Source organism: Nonomuraea jabiensis (genome assembly GCF_014204795.1).
GTDB classification, from domain to species: Bacteria; Actinomycetota; Actinomycetes; order Streptosporangiales; family Streptosporangiaceae; genus Nonomuraea; species Nonomuraea jabiensis.
Map to the genome: position 1 here is coordinate 8,870,131 of NZ_JACHMB010000001.1, position 21,611 is coordinate 8,891,741.

Here is a 21,611-nt window from a genome sequence, read left to right on the forward strand (position 1 = left end):
AGATGTTAGAGGACCGTAAGGTGGGCTACCGTGCCGCCGCCGGCCCGTACAGGGAGTCGAGGGTGAGGGGCGGCGCGGGTGGCAGCGGGTCGGCGTGCTGGGCCCGGAAGGACTGCAGCAGGTACGCCACCAGCCGCCGCGACCCCGCCGCCGCGACCTCGCTCGGCCCGGTGGCGACGCCGCAGTTGGCCTTGAGCAGCAGCGTCAGGTCGGCCAGGTCGAAGTCGGCCCGTAGCTGTCCCGCGGCCTTGGCCCGCCGTACCACCTTGGCGAAGCCCTGCTCGGCCCGCACCCGCGCCCGCTCGTAGTCGATCGCGCCGGGGAACGCCGTCAGGAACGCCTCGGTGAACCCCCTGTCGGCGACCTGCATCGCGCACACCGTTTCGATCGCCGAGCAGAACCCCCGCCACGGGTCCGGATCGGCCAGCGCCTCGTCCACGACCGACGCGCACGTGGCCAGCTCGTCCCCGAAGACCTCGATGATCAGCGACTCCCGCGACGGGAAGCGCCGGTAGAGCGTGGCCACCCCGACCCCGGCGCGCCGTGCGATGGCCGCCATGGGCACGTCGAGCCCGCGCGTGGCGAACGCCTCCCGTGCGGCCTCGAGGATGCGCACGCGGTTGTGCCGCGCGTCGGCCCGCAGATCCTGTGCGGGCTCCATCTGAGAGGGATGACCAGGCATGTTTCTCACATTAACGTAAGTGGATGGTGCCATCCGTTTAGCTCGGTAGCGTCGTTCCCGTGGAGATGAATGCGACTGAGATGCGCGCGGCCCTGTTCGACCGGTACGGGCCACCGGAGGTGCTGTATGTGGGCACGGTGCCCAAGCCGGTCCCCGGACCCGGCGAGGTGCTGGTGCGCGTGCACGCCACCAGCGTGAACGGCGGCGAGCTGCACGGCCGGGCCGGCAAGGTGCGGCTCGTGACGGGGCTGGCGCAGCGGGGCTTCCCCAAACGCATGGGGCTCGACTTCACCGGCGAGGTCGTCGCCCTGGGCCCGGACCCGGCCGAACCGGGCCCCCGGGTGGGCGATCGGGTGTGGGGGGTGCTGGGCCGCACGTTCGGCAGCGTCGCCGAGTACCTCGCCGTCCGCCCTCGCCATTTGTCCCTCGTCCCGGCGGGCCTGGACCTGGTGGAGGCAGCGGCACTCCCGGTGGGCACGACGGCGATCACGGCACTGCGCGACAAGGCGCGGCTGCGGGCGGGCGAGCGGCTGCTCGTACGCGGCGGCAGCGGCGGCGTGGGCGTCGTGGCGGTGCAGCTCGGCAGGGCGCTCGGCGCCCACGTCACCGCCCTGGCCGGGGCGCGCAACCTCGACCTCGTCCGCGACCTCGGCGCCCACGAGGTCTATGACTACGCCACCACGCGGCCCGCGGATCTGCCGCGCTTCGACGTGGTCCTGGACACCGTCGGCACCGAACACGCCGCCTACCGGCGCCTGCTGACCCCCTCGGGCCGCATGGTGGCGATCGCCTTCGACGTCAACCGGGCCGCCTCGGCCCTGTCGTACCTCGCCGCCTCCACCGTGTACGGCCGGCGGCGCGTGCGCTTCTTCAGCGGCCAGCCCACCCACCGCCTCTTCGCCGATCTGGCCCGGTACGTGGAGAGCGGCGCCATCCGCCCGGTCGTGGACACGGTGTTCCCTCTGGAGGAGATCGCCAAGGCGCACCGGGCCCTGGAGGCGGGCGGCGTGCGCGGCAAGATCATCGTTCGCGTCGTCTGAGCCCGGACGTCGTGGGCGGGGGACCGTCGCGTCGAAGGGCGGCTACTGGAGGCCGGCGCGGACGGACGTGATGCGCTGGGTGTTGAAGCCGAGCCAGTGCATCCGGCCCACATAGCGGGCGTGCTCGACCTTGAGGCAGCGGTCCATGATCACGGTCACGCCGCCGTCCCCGGCGATCCGCGCGCCCTCCTCGTTGATCACGCCGAACTGGCACCATAGGGCGCCGGCGCGCATCGCCACGGCCTCCTCCGCGATGGCGGGCAGCGCGTCCGGCGCGCGGAAGACGTTCACGAGGTCCACCGGCACGGGCACGTCGAGCAGGCTCGGGTAGCTGGTCTCCCCGAGGATCTCCGTCTCGCGGGGGTTCACGGGGATCACCCGGTAGCCGTGCCGCTTGAGGTAGTAGCCGACGAAGTAGCTGGCTCGCAGCTCGTTGTTGGACAGGCCCACGATCGCGATCGTTTTGGTGGAGTGCAGCACGCGCTGGATCGTCAGCGGGTCCTGGTATCGCGCGAGATCGGTCATGGCGTCTCCACCTTCTCTCCGGCCGGCACGGCGACGCGGGCGAAACCCTGCTCCAGGTCCCAGATCAGGTCCTCGACGGACTCGGTGCCGACCGACAGCCGCACCGTGCCCGGCCCGACGCCGGCCGCCCGCAGCTCGTCGTCGCCGAGCTGGCGGTGCGTCGTGCTGGCGGGGTGGATGACCAGGCTCTTGGCGTCGCCGACGTTCGCCAGGTGAGACCAGAGCGTCAGGCCGCCGATGAGGCTCTGCCCGCCGGCCCGGCCGCCGGCGCAGTCGAAGGAGAAGACGGCGCCGGCGCCGCGCGGGAGGTACTTGTCCACCAGCGGCCGGTACCTGCTCCCCGGCAGGCCGGGGTAGGTCACGTTGGAGGCCAGGTCGTGCGACTGGAGGAACGCCGCGACCGCCCGCGCGTTGCCGACGTGGCGATCCATGCGCAGCGACAGCGTCTCCAGCCCCTGCAGGAACAGGAAGGCGTTGAACGGCGACAGCGCCGCGCCGAGGTCGCGCAGGGTCTCGGCCCGCAGCTTCATCAGGTAGCCGTACGTCCCGAACGTCTCGTGGAAGCGCAGGCCGTGGTAGGCGGGCGACGGGTCCGCGACCACCGGGAACCGCCCGTTGGACCAGTTGAACGTGCCGGCCTCGACGACGACGCCGCCGATGCTCGTGCCGTGGCCGCCGATGAACTTGGTCGCCGAGTGGATCACGATGTCGGCGCCCCACTCGATCGGGCGGCACAGGTACGGCGTCGCGAACGTGTTGTCCACGATCAGCGGCAGCTCGTGCTCGTGGGCGATGGCCGCCACGGTCTCGATGTCGAGCACGTTGCCGGCGGGATTGCCGATCGTCTCGCCGAAGAACGCCTTCGTGTCCGCCCGTACCGCCCGGCGCCAGGCGTCCGGATCGTCGGGATCGACCCACGTCAGCTCCACGCCCATCTTGCGCAGCAGGTGCTTGAGCTGGTTGACCGTCCCGCCGTAGAGGGCCGAGGACGAGACGACGTGGTCGCCCGGCTGCAGCAGCGTGAAGAGCGCGGCCGCCTGCGCGGCGATCCCGCTGGCGAAGGCCACCGCGCCGCTGCCGCCCTCGAGGTTCGCCACCCGCTCCTCGAAGACCGCGACGGTCGGGTTCATGATGCGCGAGTACGTGTTCCCGTACTCCTGCAGGTTGAAGTACGCCGCCGCGGATTCCGGATCCTCGAAGACGTAGCTGGTCGTCTGGAAGATCGGCACCGCACGGGCGCCCGTGTTCGGGTCGGGCCGCTGCCCGGCGTGCAGTTGCCGGGTCTCGAACCCGAACTCGCGGGGCTGTTCGGCACGGGGGAACTGATCGGTCACGAAGACCTCTTCCTCGACGTCGTCCCGGCCCCGTCCTGGGCCAGGAACCGGCGGATGATGGGCGTCTGCCGCGCCTCCTCGAGCAGGAAGCAGTCGTGGCCGTACGGCGCCTCGATCACCTCGAACTCGACCGGTTTGCCGAGGGCGCGCAGCGCCTGCTCGATCTCCCGCGACGCCGACGGCGGGTACAGCCAGTCGGAGCTGAAGGCGATCAGCAGCGTCCGCGCGCGGACCCCTTCGAGCGCCGGCGAGAGGGACCCGCCGCCATGCTGCCGCGCGAGATCGAAATACGTCAGGGCGCGCGAGGTGTAGAGGTAGGTGTTGGCGTCGAAGCGCTTGACGAACGAGTCGGCCTGGTGGCGCAGGTAGCTCTCCACCTCGAACTCCGGCTCGATGATCGTGTAGCGGAGGGCGTCGGCGGACTGCAGCCGCCTGCCGAACTTCTCGCTCAGCGCGGGCGCGGACAGGTACGTGACGTGGCCGACCATCCGCGCCACGCCCATGCCGGCATGGGGCGCGCGGCCCGTGCCGTAGTAGTGGCCGCCCTGCCAGGCCGGATCGCGCATGATCGAGTCGCGCGCGATCGCGTTCCAGGCCACCCCCTGCGGGTGCAGGGCGTGCGTGCTGGCGATCGCCACGACCGCGTCGACCTGGTCGGGGAACAGGACCGCCCACTGCAGCGCCTGCATCCCGCCGAGCGAGCCCCCGGCCACCGCCGCGAGCCGCTCGATGCCCAGGGCGTCGAGGAACGCTCGCTGCGTGCGTACCATGTCCGCGACCGTGATCACGGGGAAGTCCGGCCCGTACGGCCTGCCCGTCGCCGGGTCGGTCGAGGACGGACCTGTCGTGCCGCCGCAGCCGCCGAGCAGGTTCGTGCAGATGACGAAGAACCGGTCGGTGTCGAACGCCTTGCCGGGGCCGATCATCCCGTCCCACCAGCCGAGCCCTCTGCCGCCCGCGCCGTCGCGGTCCTCGGCCCCGAACCCGTCGCGCGTGCTCTGGCCGGACGGCGCCTTCGCCAGGCCCGCGGCATGGGCGTCGCCGCTGAGGGCGTGACACACCAGGATGACGTTGTCGCGCCGGGGCGAGAGGGCGCCGTAGGTCTCGTAGGCCACGCGCACCGGGTGCAGCTCCCGGCCGCAGTCGAGGCGGACCGGCTCCGGCAGATCGAGGTGCCGGGTCTCCACCGTGCCGACCGTGCCGGCCGCGAGCGCCGGGGCTGGCTGCGACATAGGGCTATGGTAGCCGCCACGGCCAGTGTATGGTCAAATACCTACCGGAAATGTGGGAAGGACCGGAAGGGGCGGGACATGACGACGGTCGCCAATGGCGTGAACGTGCAGGCGCTGCTGGACGCGCGCGAGGTGCTGAAGGGCGCGCCCGAGGCCGCGCAGTTCGTCTGGCGGGCCTCCTCCAGGTGGCAGAACGGCGTCCACAGCACCACCACGGTCAAGGAGTTCTTCGGTCTCGGGCAGGAGCAGAGCCACCGGACCGAAGCGGTCTTCGACGCCGACCACCCCGCGGTCTTCGCGGCCGAGGACAACGGCATCACGCCGATCGAGTACCTCCTCGTCGGCCTGGCGAGCTGCCTGACGGCCGGCGTGGCGTCCGTCGCGCAGAACCGCGGCATCCAGCTGCGCTCGGTCGAGGCGACGCTCGAGGGCGAGCACGACATCCGCGGCATCCTCGGCGTCGACGCCGACGTCCGCAACGGCTTCAACGACATCAAGGTGACGTTCACCATCGACGCGGACGCCTCCAAGCAGGACATCGAGGCGCTGGTGGCCCAGTCCCAGAAGCGGTCGGCCGTGTTCGACGCCCTCACCAACCCGACGAACGTCACCGTCGAAGTCGCCTGAAGGGCCGAGCCATCGAGCACGTCACCACGGTCGTCATCGGCGCGGGCCACGCCGGTCTCGCCGCGAGCCACTTCCTCGGCGAACGGTCGATCGATCACCTGGTGATCGAGCGCGGCGAGGTGGCCAACTCATGGCGGCACGAGCGCTGGGACTCCTTCCGCCTGCTCACCCCCAACTGGCAGAGCCGCCTGCCGGGCCTTCGCTACGAGGGCCCGGACCCCGACGGCTACATGACCACGAAGGAGGTGACGCAGTTCATCGAGCGCTTCGCCGCGTTCTCCCGGGCTCCCGTCCGTACCGGCACGAACGTCACCTCCGTCCGGCGCAGCGGCGACGGATACCGGGTGACGACGAGCCGCGGCGAGCTGCGCTGCCGGACGGTCGTCATCGCCAGCGGAGCCTGCAACCGGCCGGCGGTGCCGCAGTTCGGCGACGCGGTGCCGCCGTCCGTCGAGCAGCTGACGCCGTTCGGCTACCGTGCCCCCGATCGGCTCCCCGACGGCGGCGTGCTCGTGGTGGGAGCGTCGGCGACCGGCGTGCAACTGGCCGCCGAGCTGCGCGGGTCCGGCCGGCCGGTGACCCTCTCGGTGGGGGAGCACGTGCGGCTGCCCCGCACCTACCGCGGGCGCGACGTGCTGTGGTGGATGGACGTCTCGGGCGTGTGGGACCAGCGGTACGACGAGGTCGACGATCTGGCGCGGGCCCGGCGGCTGCCCTCGCCCCAGCTCGCCGGCACTCCCGGACGCGCGACGCTCGACCTCAACGCGCTCACCTCGATGGGTGTCGAGCTGGTCGGCCGCTGGGCGGCCGTGCGCGACGGCGTCGCGCTGTTCTCCGGCGGGCTGCGCAACGTGTTCTCGCTCGCGGACCTCAAGATGGAGCGCCTGCTGGGCACGTTCGACGAGTGGGCGCGTACGCACGGCCGCGACGGCGAGGTCGGCCCGCCCGAGCGCTTCGCGCCGACCCGGGTGCCCGAGTCGGCGCGCCTGCGGCTCGACCTGCGCAGCGGCGAGATCCGCACGATCGTGTGGGCGACGGGGTTCCGGCCCGACTACAGCTGGCTCGACGTGCCCGTGGTCGACGAGAAGGGCCGGCTGCGCCATGACGGCGGTGTCGCCGACAGCCCGGGACTGTACGCGCTGGGGCTGCCCGTGCTGCGGCGGCGCAGGTCCACGTTCATCCACGGCATCGAGGCCGACGCGCGCGAGGTGATCGACCACCTCGCGCGGTACCTGGCCGGGCGCCGGTGACGGCTCAGCGGGTCCGCAGCACCAGCTCGCCGATCTCGGGAAGCACGGCCTCGGCGACCGAGACCTTCTCCCGGATGAGCCCGTTGGCGTGGAAGAGGTCGGCGGCGTGCTGCTGTTCGGCGACGAACTCCTCGCTGATTGGGTGCAGCCCCCACGGGCGGGTGCGCAGCGCGTGCTCCCAGGCGTCGAGGTCGCCGTCGAACAGGGCGGCCGCCTCACGCGGGTGCCCGGCGGTCCAGCGGTCGGCCTCCTGGAGCGCGGTGACGATCCTGGCCAGCTCGTCGGGCCGCTCCCGCGCGAAGTCGCGGCGGGTGAACCAGAGCGAGCGGTGGCTGAACAGGCCGTCGGTCTCCACGAGCGTCCTGGTGCGCGACTCGACCGGCGTCAGGTACGGGTAGGAGCCCACCCAGGCGTCCACGTCGCCGTTCACCAGGAGTTCGGCGGCGTTGCCGTAGGCGTCCACGGGGACGATGTCGCCCCAGCCGAGCCCGGCGCGCTCCAGGGCCAGCAGCAGCAGCGTGGTCTGCCACGAGCCGTGCCCGAGCGCCACCCGCCTGCCCTTCAGCTCCGCCACGGAGCCGATCGGCGAGTCGTCCCGCACCACCAGGCGGCCGTTCTCGACCCGCGGCTCCGAGATCGCCACGTACACGATGTCGTGCCCCTTGGCCTGGGCGGTGACCGGGGGAGTGGAGCCGGTGCCGATGAAGTCGTACCCGCCGTCGAACAGATGGTCGCCGTGCGCGGACGGCAGGTCCCGGGTGGGATCGACGCGCTCGCCCCGGCCGAGGGCGTTCAGGTCCACCCACTCCACGCCGGGCAGCAGGTCGCGGTGGCGGGCCACCCACAGGGTGTTGTTCTGCGGGAAGAAGCCGACTCGGGTGGTCATGAGGTGCGTCCTTTCAGTAGCGGCAAGACGTGGCGGCCCACGCGGCGGGCCTCTTCGAGATGGGGGACCCCGGCCAGGATGAAGGCGTCCACGCCGAGGTCCAGGAGCTGGTCGAGGCGTTCGGCGACCTGGTGGTAGTCGCCGACCAGGCCGAAGGCGGGGCCGTCGCGCAGCTGGCTGAACCCGCCCCACACGTTGGGGGCGACCTCCAGGGCGCGGGGGTCGTCCCCGGCCCCGGCCAGGAAGGAGCGGCTGCGCCGCACGCCGACGGAGTCACCCCCGCCGGAGTCGCCGCCGCGCGGCCTGGCCGCCCAGCCCTGCCGGATCTCCTCCCACGCCTCCTCCTCGCTCTCGCGGGCCAGCACGTCCACGCGCACGGCGAACCGGGGCGGCGTGGCGCTGTGCGCGCGCACGGCGTCGAACTTCTCCGCCAGCGCGTCGAACGGCTCCAGCCACGACAGGTAGTAGTCGGCGTGCCGGCCGGCGGCGTCGATGGCGGCGGGGGAGGAGCCGGAGAAGAAGATCTCCGGGAACGGCTGCCCGGCCAGCTCCTCCGGCAGGCCCGCGTCCTCCACCTGGTAGAAGCGGCCATGATGGGTGTGCCCGCCCTGCCAGACGCCCTTGAGCACGTCCAGGAACTCCGACGTCCGCGCGTAGCGGTCGTCGTGGTCCACCTTGTCGCCCCACCAGAGCTGCGCGGGACCGCCGCCGCCGGAGATGACGTTGTAGACGATCCGGCCGCCGGTCGCCCGTTGCAGCGTGGCCGTCATCCGGGCCGCCTGCACCGGATGCAGGAACCCTGGCTGGAAGGCCACCATGAAGCGGTAGGAGGTGGTCTCGCGGGCCAGCGTCGCGGCGGCGGCCCACGGGTCGTCGGTGTGCGGGAAGTTCGGCAGCAGCCCCCCGACGAAGCCGGACTCCTCGGCCGCCCGCGCGACCTCGCCCATGTAGTCGGCGTGGGTGTAGCCGTCGTCGCGGCCGTCCCGCGTGCCGGGGGCGGTGCCGCCCGGGGCGAAACCGCCGCGGCTGCGGACCCTGCGGCGCAGCGACGGCTGGTCGCCCTCCATGTGGATGCGCCAGTAGATGTCAACCGGCAAGAGCCTGCTCCTTGAGGTGCTCACCGAGGTGGTAGCCGTCCTCGGTACGGACGAAGAACTCGCTCACGCCGCGGCGGGCGTACTCCTCCACGCGCTCCTCCACGCGGTCGAGCGAGGCCAGGTGGACGCCGTAGCGCAGGCCGGGCAGCTCGGGGACGAGGGCCTCCAGGTCGTCGCCCTCGGCGAAGACGTGCACGTCCGCGTGCCGCCGCGACAGGGCGAGGGCCTCGGGACAGGTGCCGGAGAGCTGCACCTCGGGGAAGGGCGACGCCGACAGCGGCGGGCCGAACCCGCCCGCGGCGACCTCGTAGAAGTCGCCCCGGAAGTCGAACGGCCCGCCGTGCCAGACGCCCTTGGCCACGGCCAGGAACTCGCCGGCGCGGGCATAACGGTCGGGGCCGGTCAGGAAGTCGCCCTGCGCCCTGGCCACGGCCGGGTCCAGGTCCACCGCGAGCCGCCAGCCCAGCCGGCCGGCGGCGAAACGCTGCAGCGAGGCCGAGAGCTTGGCGGCGTAGACGGGGGTGGCGGCCGCGGCGTGGAACCCGGCGACCACGCGCAGGTGCCGGGTACGGCGCAGCGCGTTCGCGGCGACGGTCAGAGACTCCTGCCCGCCGGGGTCGAACGGCACCAGCGCCCCCGCCAGCCCCGCCAGGTCAGCGGCCACGGCGGCCCGGCCGGCCGGATCGGTCAGGGCGGGCCGCACGTCGGTGACGAACGCGGGCAGCTCCGGCGCGGCGGCGCTCCTGGTGGGCAGGACGACGTGGAAGCGGGTCGTCGCGGGGCGGGTCATCATGCCACCGCCGCCAGGGCGCCGGTGCAGGGGCTGCCGGAGATCAGCAGGACGGCCATGTCAGCTCTTTCCCAGGAGTTCGGTGGAAACGGGCGGCGTGCCCGCGTGGGTGTCGACGCCGAGGTCGGCGAGCAGGCGGCGGCGCAGCTCCACGAAGACCGGGTCCGTCCGGTCGCGCGGACGGTCGAGGCCGACCCGCAGGTCCGTGACGAACCGGCCCTCGCGCAGCACCGCGATCCGGTCGGCGAGCAGGATCGCCTCCTCGACGTCGTGCGTGACCAGCACCACGGCCGGGCGGTGCCGGGCGCACAACTCGGCGATCAGGTCCTGCATGTGCAGCCGGGTGAGCGCGTCGAGCGCGGCGAACGGCTCGTCCAGCAGGAGCAGCTCCGGCTCGCGTACCAGGGCCCTGGCCAGCGCCACCCGCTGGGCCTCGCCACCGGACAGCGTCGCGGGCCAGGCGTCGGCGTGCCGGCTCAGGCCCACCTCCGCCAGTGCCTCGAGCCCCTTGGCGCGGGCGGAGCGGCCCTGCCCGATGATCACGTTCGCGAGCGCGCGCTTGGAGGGGATGAGCCGCGGCTCCTGGAAGACGACCGTGCGCACCGGGGGTACCAGCACGGTTCCGCCGGTGGCGGCGTCCAGGCCGGCGAGGATGCGCAGCAGCGTGGTCTTGCCCGTGCCGCTCGCGCCGAGCAGCGCGAGGAACTCGCCCCGGCGCACGTCCAGGTCCACGCCGTCGAGCACGGCGCGCTCGCCGAAGACCTTGCGCAGCCCTCTCGTCCGTACGGCGAGCCCCGCCGGCTCCGGGCTCAGCTTTGGCGTCATCGGATGCTCACCGCCCTGCGCCACGGCATCGTTCCCCGTTCGACCAGCCGCAGCGCCAGGTCGGCCAGCAGCCCGATCACGGCGTAGAGCAGCACGCACAGCGCCAGGATGTCGGTACGCAGGTAGTCGGTGGCCCGGGCCATGAGGTAGCCGAGCCCGGCCGTCACGTTGATCTCCTCGGCGGCGATGAGCGCGATCACGCTGAGCGTGGTGGCCAGGCGCAGCCCGGCGAAGACCGACGGCAGCGCGCCCGGCAGCACGACCTCGCGGGCGATCGCGAGCCGGCCGAGGCCGAACGAGCGGGCCGCCTCCACGACCTTGCGGTCCACGTTGCGCACGCCGCTGGAGACGTTGACGTACATGGGGAAGGTGCAGGCCACGCCGATCAGCAGGATCTTGGAGGCCTCCTCGATCCCGAACCAGACGACGAACAGCGAGGTCAGCGCCAGGAAGGGGATGGCGCGCAGCGCCTGCATCGAGGAGTCCACCAGCTCCTCGCCGAGCCGGGTGAAGCCGGAGACGACGCCCAGCAGCAGTCCGGTGGAGGCGCCCAGCACCAGGCCGAGGCCGGCCCGGGTGATGGACACGCGCAGCGCCTCCGGGAGCTGGCCGTCGGCCCACAACTCGCCGAAGGTCCTGACGACGTCCTGGGGGCCGGCGAGCACGTCCTTGGTGAGGGCGCCGGAGGCGGTGGCCGCGTACCAGGCCGCCAGCAGCAGGACCGGGCCGATGGCCCGCAGCACGAACGTCAGCGCTGGCGCGCGTCCGGCGGCGCGGGGCGGGTTCGGGGCGACGAGCCCCTGCACTGCGGCGCTCATTGCTTCGCGTTCCCCAGCGTCGTCACGTCCACGACGTGCTGGGAGACGTCCAGCGGCGCGGTGAGCACCTTCTGGTCGAGGAAGAACTTCGCGACCTCCTGATATTTCGCGATCTCAGACGCGGTGACCGCCTGGGCGGGCTTGCCCTTCTTCTGGATGTCGACCACCAGGTCCTTCTGCTTGCCCTGCACGGCCTGCGGGCCCGCCTGGGTGAAGACGTTCAGGTACGCCGCCGGGTCGGCGATCTCCTTCGCGCTGCCCTCCTTGAGGAACTCGAACAGCGCCTTGACCACCTCGGGATGCTCGTCGAGCAGCTTGTTGGCGGCCACGTAGATCACGTAGTTGTCCGACTTGATGGCCTCGCCGTCGGCCAGGATCCGCGCGTCCAGGTCGGTGACGGCGGGGATGAGGAAGGTGGAGAACGTCGACCAGGCGTCCACCTTGCCCGAGCCGAAGACCGGTGCGGTCTGCGGCGGCTGCAGGTAGACGCGCTTGACCTTGTCCACCGGCACGTTGAACGTCTGCAGCGCCTTGAGCAGCAGGTACTCGCTGGTGCCGCCGTGGCCGACGGCCACGCTGCGCCCGGCCAGGTCCGCGACCGACTTGATCGGCGAGCCGTTCTTGACCACGATCCCCTCGCCGGCGAGGTCGGGCGGCACCGTGGCGAAGATCTTGAAGCTGGGTTTGACGGCCAGCGCGGTGACGCCGGCGGTGATCGAGCCGGTCGCGACGTCGAGCGAGCCGGCGTTGATGGCCTGGGCGGCGGGGGCGAAGACGGAGAAGTCACCGGCCCACTTCACCTTGGCGTTGACCTTGGCCAGGGCGGCGTCCAGGCTGCCGTCCTTCTTCGCGACGGCCAGGAAGCCGCTGTTGCCCGGGTCCGCGATCCGCACGACCACCTGCTCCTGGGCGGCGGTGGCGCCGGTGCCGCCGCCACAGGCCGCGGCCAGGAGGACGAGAGGGGCGGCGAGCAGCAGCTTACGCATGGGGGACTCCTTGGAGCGGGGTGTGGTCGGCCCAGGCCGCGACGTCCACGGGCGACTGGAGGAAGCGGTGGCCGCGCAGGAAGTGCTCCTGCCGGGCCAGCAGGTCGAGGCGTTCGGGCGACAGGTCCAGGTGGAGCGAGGCGCCGGGGACGTAGGCGGCGGCCACGCCGGTCGCGCCCGCGCCGGTCTCGGCGCCGAGGATCCTGGCGACCTCCGCCGGATGATCGGCGGCCCAGTCGGCCGCCCGCAGCAGGACGCCGAGGAAGCGGGTGACCACGTCGGGGTGCTCGTCGAGCAGGCGCTGGTGCACGGTGATCGGCCGCGGGGTGCCGTTGTTCACCCGCGCCCGCCGGTCCGGCACGGCGTCGAGGTCGATGCCGACCTCCGCGCCATGGCGCAGGGCGGCCTCGACGGCGAGCGCGCCCTTGACGTAGACCGCGTCCACCTCGCCGGCGGCCAGCGCGGCCAGCTCGGCCTCCCACTGGCCGCCGCCCGGCTCGGCCGGGACGTCCACCAGCTCGGCGTCGCCGAGGCCGAGCCCGGCCAGCGACAGCGCTCCGTGGAAGCCGCGCAGGGCCATGGCCCGCCAGAAGTCGATCGCGATGCGGTGCCGGGGAACGGCCAGGCGCAGGCCCTTGAGCTGCTCGGGGCGCTCCAGAGCGGTGCCGGCGCGGACCAGGACGGCCTGGTGCTCCTCGATCCAGGTGAGCCCGATGAGCCGGGTGGCCTCGCCGCGGGAGCGCGCCCAGAGCGCGGGCACGTTGCCGCCCTCGCGGAACAGGCCGGTCAGGGCGTGGGTGTAGTGCGTCTCGCGGGGGACGCCAGGCGAGTCGTCCTGCAGGGACCGGACCTCGATCCCGTCGGCGGCGAACTCCCCGGCCAGCCAGCCCTGGTCCGCCGCGATGCCCGTCGCGGTGGGCACGGGACAGCGGGTGAACCAGATGGTGTCGAGTGCGGCTGTGGTCATGGGAGAGAGTTTGCTAGTAAATTGGTAGGGAATGCAAAGAATATCCCGCGATGCGGGAAGCGTTCCCGGCCGGACCGGCTCTCACCTGGTCACGGCTCTCCCTACTCGGAAGACGGAGTTTCCCGCATGGCAGCAGAAGGCGGCGTCCAGTCCGTGCGCAGGGCGATCGGCGTGCTCGACTGCTTCGGCGGTGGGGACGCCTCGCTCAGCCTGTCCGACCTCTCGCGCCGGATGGGGCTGTCCACCTCGACCACGCACCGCCTGGCCAGGACGCTGACCGGCGCCGGCTTCCTGGAACAGGAGGCGCGCACGGGCCGCTACCGGCTCGGCCCGTCGATCACCGAGCTGGGCCAGCTCTCCTTCCACCGGCGCGGCCTGCACCGCATCCCGCCCGAGCTGGCCGAGCTGGCCCGGATCACCTCCGCCACCGTGGACCTGGCCGTCCGCAACGACCGGCACGCGGTCATCCTGAGCGGCGGCTCGCTCAACCCCGACAGCGGCATCGGCCTGCGCCGCCCGTTGCACTCCACGGCGCTGGGCAAGGTTCTGCTGGCCTGGGACCCGGAGGGCAGGGCGGACCTGGAAGCGCTCGGGCCCCTGCGGGCGCTGACCGGCCGCACGATCGTGGACCACGGCGAGCTGCGCGCCGAGCTGGACCGCGTACGCGAGGCCGGGTACGCGCTCAACGACGGGGAGTCGGGCGACGGCATCCGCACGGTCGCGGTGCCGGTGCTCGACCGGCAGGGCCACGCTCGTTACGCGCTGGCCGTGCGCTCCACGCCGCTGGTCATGAGCGACGCGCGGATCGACTGGTTCGTCACGCACGCGCGGGCCTGCGCGCGGGCGCTGGAAGTGCTGCTGATCCCGCCCGCCGAGCGCCGCCTGCGCACCTCCGACGGGTGGGCCCCAGCGTGATGACGCGGCCGCACTGTGCGGCGCGCGCGTCAAAGACGGAAGCGGTCGGTGGCGTCGATCAGGCGGTGCCGGGTGCCGGGCTCGGAACCGCCGTGGCCCGCGTCCTCGACGAGGTGGAACTCGGCCTCGGGCCAGGCCTGGTGCAGATCCCAGGCCTGGTCGGGCGGCGTCTTCATGTCGTAGCGGCCGTTGACGATGACGGCGGGGATGTGCCGGATGCGGTCGACGCCCGCCAACAGGCCCTCCTTGGGGAGGAAACCGCCGTTGCTGATGTAGTGGTGGGTGATGCGGGCGAAAAGGAGGACGGCGCCGTCGTCGAGCTCCGGCGGGTCGACCGGCAGCAGGGTGTTGGCCGAGAACTCCCAGCCCATCCAGGCGCGGGCGGCCGGGAGATGGACGGCGGGGTCGGGGTCGCCGATGCGGCGGCCGTACGCGGCGACCAGGTCGTGTCGCTCGTCGGCGGGGATCGCGTCGCGGAACGCGGCCCACTCGGCGGGGAAGAGCCGGGCCGCGCCGGTGGAGGTGAACGTCCAGTCCTCGTCGGAGGGCCGGACGAGGTAGACGCCGCGGAGCACGAGTTCGGTGACACGGTCGGGGTGGGCCTGGGCGTACGAGAGGGCGAGGGTGCTGCCCCAGCTTCCGCCGAAGACCAGCCAGCGGTCGACGGACAGGTGCTCGCGGAGCCGCTCCATGTCGGCGACCAGGTGCGCGGTGGTGTTGTGCTCCAGCGACACCCCCGGGCCCGCGGCGCTCGGCCGGCTGGCGCCGCAGTTGCGCTGGTCGAACAGCACGATCCGGTACGCGTCCGGGTCGAAGAACCGGCGGAAGGCGGGCAGGATGCCGCCGCCGGGCCCGCCGTGCAGGAAGACCGCGGGCTTGCCGGCCGGGTTTCCGCAGACCTCCCAGTAGATCTCGTTGCCGTCTCCGACGTCGAGCAGACCGGAGTCGTACGGTTCGATCGGCGGATAGAACTCCTTCAGCGCCATCAGAGTCTCCCGAGGGAACCGTCGTCTTCAGGCGACGGGGGAGTGGGGAGCGGGAGGGCCGCCAGGGCCCGAGCGTGCCTTGGCCTGTCAGGTGCGCGGGTCACAGGTTTCCTTCCGGGTTTTGTCGGTGCCGGCCGATATCGTGGTGGTCTCGTTACCGAGCGTGGGGGGTGGGGTGTGCGCAGGTCGTTCAAGTTCCTGCTGCGTCTCACCGTAAAGCAGGGCGCCGCACTGGCCGCCTGCCTGGAGGACCACCGCACGCTGTACAACGCGGCTCTTGAGCACCGCCGTACGGCCTACCGCAAAGCCGGGGTGACGGTGCGCTACGGCGAGCAGTCGGCGGAGCTGAAGCACATCCGCGCCGACGACCCGAGCGGTCAGGGCCGGTGGTCGTTCTCCTCTCAGCAGGCCACGCTGCGCAGGCTGGACAAGGCGTACCGGGCCTTCTTCGACCGCGTCAAAGCAGGCCGCACGCCAGGGTTGCCGCGTTTCAAGGGGCGGGGCTGGTTCGACACGGTTGAGTGGCCCAAGGACGGTGACGGCTGCCGGTGGGACTCCCAGCCACACCACCCGGCCGCGACCTACGTGCGGTTGCAGGGCGTCGGTCAGGTGCGGGTCCACCAGCACCGCCGGGTGCTGGGCATCGTCAAGACGATCAGCGTCAAGCGGGAAGGCGCCCGCTGGTTCGTCGTGCTGTCGTGCGATGAGGTGCCCGCACGCCCCCTTCCCGCCACGGGTGCGGTCGCGGGTGTTGACGTGGGTGTCGCCTGGCTGGCCACGACCAGCGACGGCGACCACCTCGACAACCAGCGCCACCTCGCCGCCTGCGCGAGCCGGCTGGCAGCGGCCCAGCGGAAGCTGGCCGGTAAGAGACGAGGATCCCAGCGGCGCGGTAAGGCCGTTGCGCGGGTGGCGGCGCTGCATGCCAAGGTGCGGCGGCAACGCCTTGATGCGGCGCACAAGGCCGCGCTTGCGCTGGTTCGCGGCTATGACGTGATCGTGCATGAAGCGCTGAATGTGGCGGGCATGACCCGGCGTGCCGCGCCGAAACCGGACGGCGAAGGCGGCTACCTGCCCAACGGGCAAGCGGCTAAATCCGGGCTGAACAAGAGCATTCTCGACGCGGGTTGGTCGGCGTTCTTGACGATCCTGTCGCACAAGGCTGAAAGCGCCGGTCGACAGCTGATCGCGGTGAACCCGGCCAACACCTCTCGTACGTGCTCGCGTTGCGGGCACTGCGCGAAGGACAACCGTGTCACCCAGGCCGTCTTCCGGTGTACGGGGTACGGGTTTTGCGGGCACGCCGACGTGAACGCGGCGATCAACATCTTGAGGGCAGGGCTTGCCCTTCGTGAGGCTGCGCAAGCGGCTTAGCGAGAAGCCGCTCCCTTCAAGGAGCGGAGGAGTCACGTGATCAAGTAGACCACCCGGACCAGGCGATCGCGCACTGTCAGACCGCGACCATCGTCATCGCGGGGTCAGTCCCGCGGTGCGGGCTCGGCCTGCCGGTGCTGAGCGGGCTCGGTCGCCGACACCTCGATCGGGCCGAACATGATGCCGCTCAGCCCGGTGGTGGCCAGCGCGACACCGGGCCAGGTCGAGCCGGTGTCGCCGGTACGGGCGCATGGGCGGCGCGACGGTCAGCGCCGGCACGGCGGCGGGCGGGAAGATCGTCAGGATCGACGAGATGACCTGCGGGAACACCAGGGGTGGTGCGAGGTGGCGAGCGGTCGCAGCCCGGCCGCGAAAAGCTTGTCTCTTTTGTAGACGAGGTTTCCCTCGGCGCGCTAACGTTGTCTTTGCTAGAGACGACGTTAGATCGTGGTAGTACTGGAAATCCGCGAAGGAGGCCGCACAGACAAGCAGGTGCACCCATGGTCGAGCGCTACCTCGGTGTTCTCGGCATCGCCGAGGCCCTGGGCGTGAGCCGTCATGCGGTGCACAAGTGGCGCAGCCGCTATTCGGACGGCTCCGATCACCCGTTCCCCCTGCCCGACGTCGAAGTCGACGGCGCTCCCGGCTGGCGGTCCGAGCGGCTGGCGGAGATCGTGCGGTGGCGCGAGGGGCTGCCCGGCCGCGGCGCGGGCGGGGGCCGCCCTTCCCTCGCACGTCAGGAGTACCTCAAGGAAGCAGAGTCGCGCGGCCTGACCCGGGACGAGGCCATACGCGCGCTCGCCACGTTCGGCGAGGAGTTTCCCGAGATGACCGAGCCGGAGATTTGCGCCTGGCTCGTCGGGAAATGGCGCGGCTAGACCCTTCCCCCCAACCCCATCAGCACGGAAGGCGATGACGCATGCCCGAAATCGGCGGAGACACCGCACCGGGATTCGAAGCAGTACGCGAGGCGTTCGCGGCCGACCTGGCCGCCCAGCAGGGAACGGGCGCCGCCGTGAGCGTCTACCTGCACGGCCGGAAGGTCGTCGACCTGTGGGGCGGCATCGCCGACCCCGGCACCGGCCGCCCCTGGGAGCGCGACACCCTGCAGCTCGTCTACTCCACCACCAAGGCCGTCACGGCCACCTGCGCCCTGCTGCTGTCCCAGCGGGGCGAGCTGGACCTCGACGCGCCCGTGGCGGAATGCTGGCCGGAGTTCGCGGCCAACGGCAAGGACCGCATCCCGGTCCGCTGGCTGCTCACCCACCAGGCGGGGCTACCCGCGATCGACCACCCGATCACCCCGGAGGAGGCGATCGCCTGGGAGCCCATGGTGGCCGCGCTGGCGGCCCAGCGGCCGTACTGGGAGCCGGGCACGGACCACGGCTACCACGGGCTCACCTACGGCTGGCTCGTCGGAGAGGTCGTCCGCCGGGTGTCCGGCCGCAGCCTGGGCACGTTCCTCGCCGAAGAGATCGCCGCCCCGCTCGGGCTGGACCTGTGGATCGGGCTGCCGGAAACCGAGCGGCACCGGGTCAGCCGGATCATCGAGACCCCGCCCGACTTCCAGGCCATGGCCCGGCTCGACCTGGCCACCCTTCCCGAACCCCTGCGCGAGGTCATGGCCGCCTTCGCCGATCCCACGTCGTTGACCAGGCGCTCGCTCGCGGTCGTCACGCCGCCGCTGGACCACAACAGGCCGGAGGAGCAGGCCGCCGAGATGCCCGCCACCAACGGCATCTGCACGGCCCGCGCGCTGGCCCGCTTCTACGCCGCGCTCATCGGCGAGGTGGACGGGCACCGCATTCTCACCCCCGCCACCTTGACCGCCGCGACCGCGGAACAGGTCAGCGGCATCGACCGCATCCTGCGCGTGCCCGTCCGGATAGGCACCGGGTTCGGCCTCCCGACTCCGGACGCGTTCTGGTACTCCCCGACCGCCTTCGGATTTCCCGGCCGCGGCGGCTCGCTCGGTTTCGCCGACCCGGCGACCGGCCTCGCGTTCGGTTACGTCATGAACCACGTCCTGGAAGGCGTGCCGGACCTGAGGGCCGCGAACCTGCTCGCCGCGGTCCAGAAGGCGATGGGCGCAGCGGTGTCGCCCGCCGGCAAGTGATCGTCAAGCGTTTTCCAACTGCGGCCCCTTACGTTAGGGGCATGCCTAACGTCGGTTTCGTGGAAATCATCTTCGCGTTCCTCATCCCGCTGGCGGCTCTCTGGGTCGTCATCTACACCGCCGTACGGGCGGCGATCCGCCACAGCAGGTGACAGCCCGGCAGCGAGCCCGCGTCGGGGCGGGCTCGGTTTGCCGCCTGACAGCCCGGTCAGATAGAAAGCTTGCGTGCTGAAAGGGAAAAAGGTCGGGCTCAGGGCCCGGTACGAGGACGACATTCCGATCCTTCGGGCCGAGCTCTACGACGACGTGGTCAACGCCTCGCGAGCCGAAGGCCGGCCGTGGCGGCCGATCACACCCGGCTCGAAGGATCCGCGGCTCGTGGTGGACGACCAGGAGCAGGGCCACGTCCCGTTCTCGGTCGTGGAGCTGGACGGCGGCACGCTGGTCGGCACCGCCAACCTGTGGGGCATCGACACCCACAACCGGTCCGCGCACATCGGGCTGGGGCTGCTGCCGTCGGCCCGCGGCCACGGCTACGGCACCGACGTGGTCGCCGTGCTGTGCCACTACGGGTTCGTCGTGCGCGGCCTGCAGCGACTGCAGATCGAGACGCTGTCGGACAACGCCGCGATGCTGCGCGCCGCCGAGCGCAACGGTTTCGTCCGTGAGGGCGTGCTGCGCTCCTCGTCCTGGGTGATGGGCGAGTTCCTGGACGAGGTGCTGCTCGGGCTCCTCGTGCAGGAATGGAAGGGCTGACTCCGACCTCGGATCGCCAGCTGCTCGCTCATTTGACTTCAAGCACACTTGAAGTCGTTGACTGGCGATCATGCAGACAGCAGGTACATCTCTCAAGCAGCGCGTCCTCCGGAAACTGGTGCGCCAGGCCCATCACCCCCGAGGCGTCGTCGGATGGGCGATCGGCCAGATGTTCGCCCATCGCCCCTCCAACCGGCAGCGCAACCTCTGGGCGGTGTCGTTGCTGGACGTGCGACCCACCGACCGGGTGCTCGAGATCGGCTTCGGCCCCGGCATCGCCATCGCCGAGCTCGCCCGCCGCGCCACCCGAGGTCACGTCTTCGGCGTCGACCACTCGCAGGCCATGGTCCGGCAGGCCGCCCGTCGCAACGCCGCGGCCGTCCGCGCCCGCCGCGTGCACCTCGCGCAGGCCTCCGTGGAGCAGCTGCCGAGCTTCGGCGATCCGCTCGACGCCATCCTCGCCGTGAATTCCGCGGGGTTCTGGCCCGACCCGGTGGGGCGGCTGCGCGAGCTGCGCCGCCTGCTCCGCCCGGCGGGACGCATCGCGCTCGTCAGCCAGCCGCGCTGCCCCGGCGCCACCCGGGACACCACCGTCCGGGCCGCCCAAGAGCTCCAGGACCTGCTCACCCAGGCCGGCTTCACCCACCTCCGGGTCGAGACCCTCGAACTCGACCCACCCGTCGCCTGCGTGCTGGCCGACAATCCGGCCGGCATGCCGTAGGCCGCTGTCCCGTCAGGTGAGCGGAACCTGGGAGGGCACTTCCCTGCGGCGTACGGCAATCGCCGCCCCAAGGGCGATGGCAGCATAGCCGCAGGTCACGGCCAACCCCGCCCACGGCGGGAGCGGGTAATAGCCCCCGAGCGGCGACGGGCTCACGTCCACGTGCGCGAACGTGGGGACGCTCTGCGTGATCGCGAACCCGGCGGCAGGGGTGATCGTCAGCAGCCATGGCGCCAGGCCCGCGGTCGCCAGCAGGTAGGGCACGACGACCAGCGCGACGGCCAGTCCGATGGCGACGATGCCCCGCCTGACCAGCGCGGCGAGGCCCAGCGCCAGCACGGCGGCGGCCGCGGTCAGGGCCGCGTAGCCGGTGATCACCCGGAGCTCGGTCTCCAGGGTGATCGGCTGAATCGGGTTCTGATTGGCGCGCAACATCGCCAGGCCGACGGGAATCACGACCCCTGCGGTCACCAGCCCCGTCACGAACGCGACCGCGCCGGCCACCGCGGCCTTGGCCGCCAGCAGCCGCGCCACCGGCGGGCCGGTCCCGATCAGCCCGCGCCGGTGGTCCGCCGTGAAGAAGGTGACCGCCGCCACGAGCACCGGGACCAGTCCCAGGGCCCCGCCGATCAGCATGAGGTCGGCGCGCAGGCCGCCCTCCACCGTGGCGGGTCCGATGTCACCGCCCCCGGTCACGATGAGCTTGTCACCGGACTCGACGACCCCGCCCGGGTGATGCGGGGTCTTGCCGTCGGACTCCATGGAGACGCCGACGTCGTCGCGGCGCCACGGACCGTTCGCGCCCCGCAGCGTGATCTGGTCGAAGGTGGCGGTGGCCTGGGCGAAGGCTTGCGCCATGTCCCACAGGGCGCCCGGTGAGGTGGCGAACAGCCCGATCTCGACCGTCTCCGGCAGCCCGGTCAGCTTGACCGCGCTCACCTCGGTCCACGCCTTGCCGTCGTCCGACTCGTAGCCGGTGACGGTGTCGCCCGACCTGGTCAGCCGGAGCCACTGGGGGCCGTTGTGAGGACCGCCGGGCACGTCGTGGATGTAGTTGTACTGCATCCGCACGCCGTGGTCCCCGGTGAGCATGACGGCGGCGTACGGTGTGCCCTGCTTGAGGCTCTGCCTGACCAGGAGCCCGGCCTTCGCCCACGGCACCACTCCCTCCTTGAGGTTGCGCACCCCGGGTACGGCGTCCGGCAGCCGGATCTGCCCGGTCATGTCGGATATGCGGGCGGTGAGGCTGCCGTCCCCCTTGAGCGGCTGGTGCACGAAGTAGTACTTGTCCCTGACCGCTGTGCCATCGGGTCCCACCAGCGGCGCGGGGCAGGCGCCTTCCCCCTTCCCGGTCACGCAGGTGGTGCGGGCGCCCCCGGCGACCAGCAGCCCGAGCGACACGGTGACCAGTACGGAGGCCGCCATGGCGAGCGCCCAGCCGCGCGCGGTCCGGAACCTGGTCCACTGCGCGCGCAGCAACTGAGGGAAACGATCCTGCCCCGCCTGCCGGCTGGATCGGTGAGGCGTGAATGAACTCATGCCGACCGGTTGTACGCGGCACCCGGTTCCATCCCGGTCGCACCCGCTGCGACTTGGCTGGAACCGGGGATCTGGCATCGTTGACCCATGGCACCTCGACCCGGCGGCCGGCCCGGCCGCTCAGCCCGCACGAGCACCGGCGGTG

Annotated in this window: 22 protein-coding genes; 9 read left to right on the forward strand and 13 right to left on the reverse strand. The window is 72.0% G+C overall.

The window, feature by feature from the left end:
* Nucleotides 1-25 precede the first annotated feature (25 nt).
* Complete coding sequence (locus tag HD596_RS40375; protein WP_185074708.1) at nucleotides 26-661, reverse strand: TetR/AcrR family transcriptional regulator; 636 nt, start codon at nucleotides 659-661, stop codon at nucleotides 26-28.
* Between the two features lie 86 nt (nucleotides 662-747).
* Between HD596_RS40375 and HD596_RS40380 the strand changes: the two genes are divergently transcribed.
* A complete protein-coding gene (locus tag HD596_RS40380) occupies nucleotides 748-1,722 on the forward strand; it encodes an NAD(P)-dependent alcohol dehydrogenase (RefSeq protein ID WP_246555193.1) in 975 nt (324 codons plus the stop codon).
* A gap of 42 nt (nucleotides 1,723-1,764) precedes the next feature.
* On the opposite strand, the gene HD596_RS40385 is transcribed toward HD596_RS40380, so the two are convergent.
* Genes HD596_RS40385 through metX form a run of 3 tightly spaced genes read right to left on the reverse strand, consistent with a single transcriptional unit; the run spans nucleotide 1,765 to nucleotide 4,813 of the window.
* Entirely contained in the window at nucleotides 1,765-2,247 is a 483-nt protein-coding gene (locus tag HD596_RS40385) for a CoA-binding protein (protein ID WP_185074709.1), read from the reverse strand.
* Entirely contained in the window at nucleotides 2,244-3,581 is a 1,338-nt protein-coding gene (locus HD596_RS40390; protein WP_185074710.1) for an O-acetylhomoserine aminocarboxypropyltransferase/cysteine synthase family protein, read from the reverse strand. The genes HD596_RS40385 and HD596_RS40390 overlap by 4 nt, the downstream gene beginning before the upstream one ends.
* Nucleotides 3,578-4,813, reverse strand: a complete 1,236-nt coding sequence (gene metX / locus HD596_RS40395; RefSeq protein WP_185074711.1) for a homoserine O-acetyltransferase MetX — start codon at nucleotides 4,811-4,813, stop codon at nucleotides 3,578-3,580. Before metX ends, HD596_RS40390 begins: the two co-directional genes overlap by 4 nt.
* 78 nt (nucleotides 4,814-4,891) lie before the next feature.
* On the opposite strand from metX, the gene HD596_RS40400 reads away from it, so the two are divergent.
* Together HD596_RS40400 and HD596_RS40405 are read left to right on the forward strand one after the other, a co-directional pair.
* Nucleotides 4,892-5,440 (forward strand): OsmC family protein, encoded by a 549-nt coding sequence (locus HD596_RS40400; RefSeq protein ID WP_185074712.1) that lies wholly within the window; start codon nucleotides 4,892-4,894, stop codon nucleotides 5,438-5,440.
* A gap of 35 nt (nucleotides 5,441-5,475) precedes the next feature.
* Nucleotides 5,476-6,690 carry an NAD(P)-binding domain-containing protein gene (locus HD596_RS40405; RefSeq protein ID WP_313047630.1) on the forward strand — a complete coding sequence of 405 codons (1,215 nt, stop codon included), beginning with the start codon at nucleotides 5,476-5,478 and terminating at the stop codon, nucleotides 6,688-6,690.
* 4 nt (nucleotides 6,691-6,694) lie between these two features.
* Here HD596_RS40405 and HD596_RS40410 read toward each other — a convergent pair whose 3' ends face one another.
* From HD596_RS40410 to HD596_RS40440, 7 genes are read right to left on the reverse strand one after another with little or no spacing between them, the layout of a single operon-like run.
* Entirely contained in the window at nucleotides 6,695-7,576 is an 882-nt protein-coding gene (locus HD596_RS40410) for an ABC transporter substrate-binding protein (protein WP_185074713.1), read from the reverse strand.
* Nucleotides 7,573-8,673 carry an LLM class flavin-dependent oxidoreductase gene (locus HD596_RS40415; RefSeq protein WP_185074714.1) on the reverse strand — a complete coding sequence of 367 codons (1,101 nt, stop codon included), beginning with the start codon at nucleotides 8,671-8,673 and terminating at the stop codon, nucleotides 7,573-7,575. Before HD596_RS40415 ends, HD596_RS40410 begins: the two co-directional genes overlap by 4 nt.
* Complete coding sequence (locus HD596_RS40420; protein WP_185074715.1) at nucleotides 8,663-9,466, reverse strand: LLM class flavin-dependent oxidoreductase; 804 nt, start codon at nucleotides 9,464-9,466, stop codon at nucleotides 8,663-8,665. Before HD596_RS40420 ends, HD596_RS40415 begins: the two co-directional genes overlap by 11 nt.
* Before the next feature lie 57 nt (nucleotides 9,467-9,523).
* Nucleotides 9,524-10,288, reverse strand: a complete 765-nt coding sequence (locus HD596_RS40425) for an ABC transporter ATP-binding protein (protein WP_185074716.1) — start codon at nucleotides 10,286-10,288, stop codon at nucleotides 9,524-9,526.
* Nucleotides 10,285-11,106, reverse strand: coding sequence for an ABC transporter permease (locus tag HD596_RS40430; RefSeq protein WP_185074717.1), 822 nt, complete (start codon nucleotides 11,104-11,106; stop codon nucleotides 10,285-10,287). Before HD596_RS40430 ends, HD596_RS40425 begins: the two co-directional genes overlap by 4 nt.
* The gene (locus tag HD596_RS40435) at nucleotides 11,103-12,092 is read right to left on the reverse strand and encodes an ABC transporter substrate-binding protein (protein WP_185074718.1); all 990 of its coding nucleotides are present in this window, start codon (nucleotides 12,090-12,092) and stop codon (nucleotides 11,103-11,105) included. The genes HD596_RS40430 and HD596_RS40435 overlap by 4 nt, the downstream gene beginning before the upstream one ends.
* On the reverse strand, nucleotides 12,085-13,059 hold the full coding sequence (locus HD596_RS40440; protein WP_185074719.1) for an ABC transporter substrate-binding protein: 975 nt from the start codon (nucleotides 13,057-13,059) through the stop codon (nucleotides 12,085-12,087). Before HD596_RS40440 ends, HD596_RS40435 begins: the two co-directional genes overlap by 8 nt.
* 126 nt (nucleotides 13,060-13,185) lie before the next feature.
* Here HD596_RS40440 and HD596_RS40445 point away from each other — a divergent pair, with 126 nt between their 5' ends.
* On the forward strand, nucleotides 13,186-13,974 hold the full coding sequence (locus HD596_RS40445; RefSeq protein ID WP_185074720.1) for an IclR family transcriptional regulator: 789 nt from the start codon (nucleotides 13,186-13,188) through the stop codon (nucleotides 13,972-13,974).
* 29 nt (nucleotides 13,975-14,003) lie between these two features.
* On the opposite strand, the gene pip is transcribed toward HD596_RS40445, so the two are convergent.
* Nucleotides 14,004-14,954 carry a prolyl aminopeptidase gene (gene pip / locus HD596_RS40450; RefSeq protein WP_221521047.1) on the reverse strand — a complete coding sequence of 317 codons (951 nt, stop codon included), beginning with the start codon at nucleotides 14,952-14,954 and terminating at the stop codon, nucleotides 14,004-14,006.
* Nucleotides 14,955-15,137: 183 nt separating this feature from the next.
* Here pip and HD596_RS40455 point away from each other — a divergent pair, with 183 nt between their 5' ends.
* From HD596_RS40455 to HD596_RS40475, 5 genes are all read left to right on the forward strand, one after another.
* On the forward strand, nucleotides 15,138-16,334 hold the full coding sequence (locus HD596_RS40455) for an RNA-guided endonuclease InsQ/TnpB family protein (protein WP_185074722.1): 1,197 nt from the start codon (nucleotides 15,138-15,140) through the stop codon (nucleotides 16,332-16,334).
* Nucleotides 16,335-16,834: 500 nt separating this feature from the next.
* On the forward strand, nucleotides 16,835-17,212 hold the full coding sequence (locus tag HD596_RS40460) for a helix-turn-helix domain-containing protein (protein ID WP_185074723.1): 378 nt from the start codon (nucleotides 16,835-16,837) through the stop codon (nucleotides 17,210-17,212).
* 41 nt (nucleotides 17,213-17,253) lie between these two features.
* Complete coding sequence (locus tag HD596_RS40465) at nucleotides 17,254-18,450, forward strand: serine hydrolase domain-containing protein (RefSeq protein ID WP_185074724.1); 1,197 nt, start codon at nucleotides 17,254-17,256, stop codon at nucleotides 18,448-18,450.
* Between the two features lie 225 nt (nucleotides 18,451-18,675).
* Nucleotides 18,676-19,206, forward strand: a complete 531-nt coding sequence (locus HD596_RS40470; protein ID WP_185074725.1) for a GNAT family N-acetyltransferase — start codon at nucleotides 18,676-18,678, stop codon at nucleotides 19,204-19,206.
* A gap of 70 nt (nucleotides 19,207-19,276) precedes the next feature.
* Nucleotides 19,277-19,927, forward strand: a complete 651-nt coding sequence (locus HD596_RS40475; protein WP_185074726.1) for a class I SAM-dependent methyltransferase — start codon at nucleotides 19,277-19,279, stop codon at nucleotides 19,925-19,927.
* Nucleotides 19,928-19,939: 12 nt separating this feature from the next.
* On the opposite strand, the gene HD596_RS40480 is transcribed toward HD596_RS40475, so the two are convergent.
* On the reverse strand, nucleotides 19,940-21,466 hold the full coding sequence (locus HD596_RS40480) for a DUF1349 domain-containing protein (protein WP_185074727.1): 1,527 nt from the start codon (nucleotides 21,464-21,466) through the stop codon (nucleotides 19,940-19,942).
* Between the last annotated feature and the right edge of the window lie 145 nt (nucleotides 21,467-21,611).

What these genes read in the sequence shown, in the direction of transcription:
- HD596_RS40475 (WP_185074726.1), top strand. Translation starts at nt 19,277, where the DNA reads ATGCAGACAGCAGGTACATCTCTCAAGCAGCGCGTCCTCCGGAAACTG.
- metX (WP_185074711.1), bottom strand. Translation starts at nt 4,813, where the DNA reads ATGTCGCAGCCAGCCCCGGCGCTCGCGGCCGGCACGGTCGGCACGGTG.
- HD596_RS40385 (WP_185074709.1), bottom strand. Translation starts at nt 2,247, where the DNA reads ATGACCGATCTCGCGCGATACCAGGACCCGCTGACGATCCAGCGCGTG.
- HD596_RS40410 (WP_185074713.1), bottom strand. Translation starts at nt 7,576, where the DNA reads ATGACCACCCGAGTCGGCTTCTTCCCGCAGAACAACACCCTGTGGGTG.
- HD596_RS40420 (WP_185074715.1), bottom strand. Translation starts at nt 9,466, where the DNA reads ATGATGACCCGCCCCGCGACGACCCGCTTCCACGTCGTCCTGCCCACC.
- HD596_RS40445 (WP_185074720.1), top strand. Translation starts at nt 13,186, where the DNA reads ATGGCAGCAGAAGGCGGCGTCCAGTCCGTGCGCAGGGCGATCGGCGTG.
- HD596_RS40440 (WP_185074719.1), bottom strand. Translation starts at nt 13,059, where the DNA reads ATGACCACAGCCGCACTCGACACCATCTGGTTCACCCGCTGTCCCGTG.
- HD596_RS40425 (WP_185074716.1), bottom strand. Translation starts at nt 10,288, where the DNA reads ATGACGCCAAAGCTGAGCCCGGAGCCGGCGGGGCTCGCCGTACGGACG.
- HD596_RS40480 (WP_185074727.1), bottom strand. Translation starts at nt 21,466, where the DNA reads ATGAGTTCATTCACGCCTCACCGATCCAGCCGGCAGGCGGGGCAGGAT.
- HD596_RS40465 (WP_185074724.1), top strand. Translation starts at nt 17,254, where the DNA reads ATGCCCGAAATCGGCGGAGACACCGCACCGGGATTCGAAGCAGTACGC.
- HD596_RS40400 (WP_185074712.1), top strand. Translation starts at nt 4,892, where the DNA reads ATGACGACGGTCGCCAATGGCGTGAACGTGCAGGCGCTGCTGGACGCG.
- HD596_RS40430 (WP_185074717.1), bottom strand. Translation starts at nt 11,106, where the DNA reads ATGAGCGCCGCAGTGCAGGGGCTCGTCGCCCCGAACCCGCCCCGCGCC.
- HD596_RS40380 (WP_246555193.1), top strand. Translation starts at nt 748, where the DNA reads ATGAATGCGACTGAGATGCGCGCGGCCCTGTTCGACCGGTACGGGCCA.
- HD596_RS40375 (WP_185074708.1), bottom strand. Translation starts at nt 661, where the DNA reads ATGGAGCCCGCACAGGATCTGCGGGCCGACGCGCGGCACAACCGCGTG.
- HD596_RS40435 (WP_185074718.1), bottom strand. Translation starts at nt 12,092, where the DNA reads ATGCGTAAGCTGCTGCTCGCCGCCCCTCTCGTCCTCCTGGCCGCGGCC.
- HD596_RS40460 (WP_185074723.1), top strand. Translation starts at nt 16,835, where the DNA reads ATGGTCGAGCGCTACCTCGGTGTTCTCGGCATCGCCGAGGCCCTGGGC.